The sequence below is a fragment of the Actinoplanes sp. NPDC051851 genome, assembly GCF_040681165.1.
Taxonomy (GTDB): Bacteria; Actinomycetota; Actinomycetes; order Mycobacteriales; family Micromonosporaceae; genus Actinoplanes.
Genome location: NZ_JBFAYF010000055.1, coordinates 1 through 6,112 on the forward strand (window position 1 = coordinate 1; position 6,112 = coordinate 6,112).

The window sequence follows — 6,112 nt, forward strand, 5'->3', positions numbered from 1 at the left end:
GCGACCACGTAACGCATCATCACGTGCGCGGGCAGCCGCCGGACCCGCTTCTCCCGCCGCTCGGTACGGTTGAGAACCTCCTCGAGCAGGTCACGGTCGAACCGGGCCGACACCACACCCAGCGCGATGTGGTCGGTCAGGCGGCCCTGCGGCCGCGGCAACGGCTCCACTACAGACGAGGTCACGGCAGATGACCGTACCGGCCTGTCAAGCCTTCGTCAGCTCACCACGCTGACCAGCACCGATGCCCTTAACTGAACGGCATTGCCCCATGACCACCCGTTCCCCTCGATGTCGGACGTTTACTGACGTCGAGAGGCCGGACCGTGGTCACATCGCAGAACACTGATCCGCATCAGGCAACCGCCTCCGCCGCCGTGGAGGCCGCCCGACGCGACAGCCGTTTCGGCGTACGCCCGATCATCACGGCCGATCGTGTCGACCGGCGACTGAAACGGGCCGTCCGACAGCGGTGCACCCACGACACCTGGTTCCTCCACGTGCCGGCCGGCCGGCCGCTGCGGGACGCCGTCGACCGGGCACTCGAGCGGAGCGACGTGGCACCGCCGACCCCGTCCTACGACAGGTTGACCGGCGGCCGGCGGTCCCCGGGCGAGGGGCGGCGGTCCTCCCGCTGGGACCGGGTGAAGCGGCTGCTGGAGCCGGTCACCCTGTTCTGGCTCGTCGTGATCGCCGCCGGCGGGACCGTGATGGGCGCGGCGACCGAGAAGACCTGGTGGGACGACCGGGTCTGGACCATCGGCGGCGGGCTGGTCCTCGCCGGCCTGGCCGCGAGCCTCGGTCACCTCCTGATGGCGGCGGCCCGGATGATCCCGCAGGTCACCCATCCCACCGACGACGACCTGGCCCGCGCGCTGCTGGCCGACCTCCGGCGGGACTGGCGCCGGCGGACGGTCTTCCGCTTCACCGACGTACCGCGGAGGCTCCCCGTCCTGCTGGTCGCCGCGGTTCCCGGAGCGACCGATCCCCCGCCGCTGGTCCGCGCGTATCAGCGGTGGCACCCGGCACACCCGCACTGGCTGTGGTGGATCCTCGCCCCGATCCGCCGTCCATCGGCTGTGCTGATCACGGACTACACGAGCCGAACCGCGGCCCGCCCCCGCAGCCTCTCCCGTCGCACCCGGGCGAGGCTGCGGCTGACCGCCATGAACCTGAGGCGGTGGAGCGCCTGGCCGCTCGTGACGGGCCTCGGGTGTGTGCTGATCCTGCCGCTGACGATGGTCGGGTGGGTGCTGACCGGGTTTTGGTGGATATCGGTCGTCCTCCTCGTACCCCGCCGCGCCCGCCGACGCGCGATCCTGCTGTTCTGCTACGGAGTCACGGCGCTGCTCGTGACCGGCTTCGTGTTCGTCGACCGCAGCCTCGGTCAGCCGTACTGTCTGTTCGGCACGGGTACCGACGACGTGGACGTCGAGCACGACGAGTGGATCGGCTCGCGAACCTGCCTCGGCGGAGCGGACCTCGGCCGGGACATCCGCTCCGCCGTACTCGGCCGGATCGCCGAGCGGGTCTCGGTGCACCGGCCCGGGCCCGACGACAACGCCGGCCTGTTCGACGTGAACCTGATCTACCGGGAGAACAAGCGGGTCGAGCAGTCGGCCGCGGGCGAGAACCGCGGGGTGGTGACCGTCGCGCTGGTCACGTCCCTGACCACGAGTTCGCCGACCCGGCCGGTCCGGTCGACGGTGGCCGAGCACGAGGGCCTCGCCGGCGCGCACGCCGCCCAGGTCCGGATCAACGCGGACCGCAACCAGCGGATGCCGTACGTCCGGCTGGCGATCGTCAACTCGGGTGACCTGACCGGCGGAGCCGACGAGGCGGCCGTACAAAAGCACCTGGACCGGATGCGGGAGAGCCTGCACCGGCTGGCCCGCAACGAACGGTGGCGCCTGATCGCCGCCGTCGTAACGCTGAACAGCACGACGTACGTCCAGGACGCTCTCCGCGAATCGCTGGGCCGCGACGGGGTCGCCATACTCAGCCCCACCATGACCGCCGACGGCTTCGGCGACGACATCCGCCCCCGGGACGAGAACGGGGTCCTGTACAGCACGGCACCGGTGTTCTTCGCGGTGAACACGATCAACGACGACCAGGTCGAACTCGTCACCCGATACGCCGCCCGATCTCCGAAGGCCGGCCCACTGGTCTACTACTACCCGGTCGACCCGGACCACATCGGGCCGGGCTTCGACGAGACGGACCTCTACCTCGACACTCTCAGCTGCGATGTCTGGAAGCGCGGTGGTTATCAGGCGGCGGCCCTGCACGGTGACGACGTCTGGCGACTGGACGGCAGCCGTCCGGATCGCCTGTGCCCGAACGCCACGAGGATCTCGGTCAACGACCCGAAGATCGGGTTGTGGCCATGGTCCCGGGGGGAGTCCGCTGAGAAGCTGGCCGAGTCCGCGTGCCCGGCCTCCGATCCTCCTGGACTACTCTTCTTCGGCGGACGCTACACCGAGCTCGCGGCGTTCACCCAGCTCGTTCAGGCGGCCTGCACCGAGCGTCCCGAGGTGGCGGTCGCCGATTCGGCCACCCGCTTCCTTGCCAACGGGGAACTCGCCAGGCTGGTCCCGCACCACACCGGCGTCCTGATCGCCTCCCGCGGCCCGGTCCTCACCTGCGAGAGCCTCGCCCGGCCTGATGACATTCCCGACCTCGGGCCGCACGACGAAGGCCGCATGGCGGACTTCGCCGACGACGTTCATCAGGTACTCCACCGGTGTCTCGGCGCCGGCGACCCGGAGTCGGACCGGCGTCTCGCCGGTGGGTGGGCCGTACTCGAGTACGACACCGTGCTGATGATCCGCGACGCACTGCTGCGGATCGGCCTGGACGGGCTCCGGACGGCGCCCCCGGACGACCGCCCGGGGGCCGCGTCCACCGGCCCCGACCGGGTCCGCGGCCTGCTCGGCGGCACCGCCCTGCGGGACCTCGTCATGCTGTGCCTCCAGGGGCGGACCCCGTCCCTCTGCGCGGACAGGCCCTTCACCGGTGCGTACGGCACGGTCAGGCTCGTCGACGGGGTCGGACGACGTCCCGTCGTGCTCCTCGACATCGACGACCTGGCCACCGCCTTCGCCGAGGGTGCCGGTGACCCCGCGGGCCGCTGCGTCCCGCCCCTCGACGGCTCCCGGCGACGGTGCGTCTTCCACCCGGAGCCCGCCTCCTGAGGGCGTCGGCGACGCAGGGCCCGGGGGTCGCGCAGATCGATCGGTGTCCGCTTGCGATAGGCCCGCTTCACCCTGGTCGACTCACCCTGGTCGAGAGAGCGAAACGGGGCCACCGGAGTGGCCCCGTCCATCAGCGACCGATCAGGCGTTGCAGATGCCGGTCATCTCGTCGCGCGGGACGACCTTGACCCGCTTGCGGCCGTGCGGCTCGCCGAGCGCGATCTCGTGGCTGTCCAGCTTCTGCCAGCCCTCCCACGTGGTGTACGGCAGCCCGCGCTGCGCCAGGTAGTTCACCACGTCGTCCGCCGCACGCTCGGACGCGACCGGCAGCTTGTCGCGGTCGCCGAGCAGGCTGGTCACGGTCTCGCCCGCGTCGCCCTTGGTGTGACCGATCAGGCCCACCGGACCGCGCTTGATCCAGCCGGTGGTGTACATGCCCGGGATGTGCTCGCCGTCCAGGTCCAGGATCCGGCCCGCGTCGTGCGGGATGGTGCCGGTCTTGGTGTCGAACGGCAGGTCCGGGATCGCCGTGCTGAGGTAGCCGACGGCCCGGTAGACCGCCTGCACGTTCCAGTCGGTGAACTCGCCGGTGCCGCGCACCCAGCCGTCGCCGGTCAGCTCCTGCGTCTCGGTACGCAGCCCGACGACCTTCCCGTCCTCGCCGAGCACCTCGACCGGCGCCTGCAGGAAGTAGAGGTGCAGCCGGCGCGGCCGGTCCCGCTGGTCGCGGACGGCCCAGTTCTGCAGGATGTCGACGCACATCTTGATGTGCCGGGTGTCCCGCATCGCCTGCAGGCTGCCCTCGTCGAACTCGATGCCCTCGGGGTGGATGATCACCTCGACGTTCGGCGAGTGGTCGAGCTCGCGCAGCTCCTGCGGGGTGAACTTGACCTGCGCCGGCCCGCGCCGGGAGAACAGGTGCACGTCGGTGACCGGGCTCTGCTTGAGCACCTGGTACACGTTGTCCGGGATCTCGGTGACCAGCAGCTCGTCCGCGGTCTTGGCGAGCACCCGCGCCACGTCGATCGCCACGTTGCCCGCGCCGATCACCGCGACCTCGGTGGCCTCCAGCGGCCAGTCGCGGGACACGTCGGGGTGCCCGTTGTACCAGGACGCGAAGTCCGCCGCGCCGTAGCTGCCCTGCAGGTCGATGCCGGGGATGTCGAGCGCCCGGTCCTTCTCGGCCCCGGTCGCGATCACCGTCGCGTCGTAGAACCGTGCCAGCTCCTCCGGCTTCACGTCGACGCCGTACTCCACGTTCCCGAGGAACCGGATGCGCGGGTTGTCGAGGATGCGGAAGAGCGCGTTGATGATCTCCTTGATCCGCGGGTGGTCGGGCGCCACGCCGTACCGGATCAGGCCGTAGGGAGTCGGCAGCTTGTCGAGGATGTCAACGGTGACGTCCGGGTCGGCCTTGATGAGGTGGTCGGCCGTGTAGATACCGGCCGGACCGGCTCCGATGACGGCAACCCGCAGGGCGCGGTCCATAGTTAATCCCTCTGTTCGCGCTTACACTCCAGCCCAGCCAAGATCGATGGGGCCGACCGCACTGTAAAACTTAAACCCAGGTTGAGATCAAGTTGCGTCCTGACCGATGGACGGCGACTCCCGAACGCCCGGAGTCAACGTTTTCGCAGCTCAACACCGCCCTCAGGGCCGCTTGAAGATCGATCTCCGGTCGCTCTGAGTGAGGCGTCTCACGCTTTTCTTAGGTACGCCTAACCCGATCGGGTTCCTCCCCGCCCCGAGGACCCCGCAGCCACCCGACCCGCCCCGAGGACCCGGCAGCCACCCCGATCCGCCCCGAGGACCCGGCAGCCACCCCGGCCCGCCCCGAGGACTCGGTGGCCACCCCGACCACGGCCGCGGGCGTGCGGAGCAGCGCCGCCGCCGCGCCGACCAGGGCCACGGGCAGGACCGCGGCGGCCCACCAGGCACCGACGGCCAGTGCCGCACCACTCAGCGCCGCACCCGTGATCAGCGAGGCCAGCTGCGCCGAGGCCGGCCCCGCGGCCCGCCACCGCCCGTGCACCAGGTCGGCCAGCACCCCGACCAGCGCCCCGGTCAGGTAGGTGGTCGGCGCCTTCAGCCGCAGCCCGGCCACGCTCTGCGCACCCATCGCCAGCGCCGCCACCCCGAGCAGGCCGTGGGCGACCCCACCGCCCGGCCGCCCACCGGTAGCAAACAGCCCCACCGCCACCGCGGCGAGCAGCCCGGCCTCCGCCACCAGCATCCTCGTCACCGTCACCGACGGCCCTGCCCCCGTAGCCGACGACCCTGCCCCCGTAGCCGACGACCCTCCCCCCGTAGCCGACGATCCAGTCACCGCTGCCGACGGCCCGGTCACCGCCGCGGGTCGCTCTTTCCCGAGCAACGACCAGAGCGCGACCCCGGCCGCGTAGCCCCCGATCGCGACCGCCACGGCGACCAACCGCTCACCGTCGCCCGTACCGATCATGTAGCCGACCGTCACCAGGTTGCCGGTCACCACGCTCGCGAACGCGCCGCCCAGCACCGTCAACGCCAGCAGATCCACCGCACCGGCCCCGGCCGCCAGGGCGATGATCCCCGCTCGTTCCCTCCGCACACCCCGATCCTGCCCGCGTTCCATGAGAGTTCAGCGTGAGCCCGATGAGGGATCCTTAGTAATCCCGCACACCCACCCCGAACCACCGCCGGCTCCACGACCGGCATCGAGCTTGTCACCCGCTTCCCGTTACGTCGCCGCGTAGCGGGCGACTACGATGCGTGCCGCCCAGCAGGCGACATCCGCGGCACGAGAGGGCGCTCCGCGTTCACGCCGCGGGCCCCGGCCTTTCCCGAACACGCTCGGCCTGTGGCAGCCGCCGGGCTGGCGGACGGACACACCCCTAACCACCAGCCAGGAGGGTCCAGCTGGCGCCGACGGGTGTGTC

General features: G+C 71.1%; 4 protein-coding genes. 1 reads left to right on the plus strand and 3 read right to left on the minus strand.

All coding sequences use genetic code 11. The annotated features are described in order from the left end of the window. Positions 1-185, minus strand: a 185-nt coding sequence (locus AB0M08_RS36705) for a transposase domain-containing protein (RefSeq protein WP_364503930.1), incomplete at its 3' end; no start/stop codon positions are given. A 192-nt stretch (positions 186-377) separates the two neighbouring features. Between AB0M08_RS36705 and AB0M08_RS36710 the strand changes: the two genes are divergently transcribed. After that, entirely contained in the window at positions 378-3,197 is a 2,820-nt protein-coding gene (locus tag AB0M08_RS36710) for a hypothetical protein (RefSeq protein WP_364503933.1), read from the plus strand. A 141-nt stretch (positions 3,198-3,338) separates the two neighbouring features. Here AB0M08_RS36710 and AB0M08_RS36715 read toward each other — a convergent pair whose 3' ends face one another. Together AB0M08_RS36715 and AB0M08_RS36720 are read right to left on the minus strand one after the other, a co-directional pair. Continuing rightward, the gene (locus tag AB0M08_RS36715; protein WP_364503936.1) at positions 3,339-4,685 is read right to left on the minus strand and encodes an FAD-dependent oxidoreductase; all 1,347 of its coding nucleotides are present in this window, start codon (positions 4,683-4,685) and stop codon (positions 3,339-3,341) included. A gap of 220 nt (positions 4,686-4,905) precedes the next feature. Continuing rightward, positions 4,906-5,784 carry a DUF1275 family protein gene (locus tag AB0M08_RS36720; protein WP_364503939.1) on the minus strand — a complete coding sequence of 293 codons (879 nt, stop codon included), beginning with the start codon at positions 5,782-5,784 and terminating at the stop codon, positions 4,906-4,908. Positions 5,785-6,112: the final 328 nt, after the last annotated feature.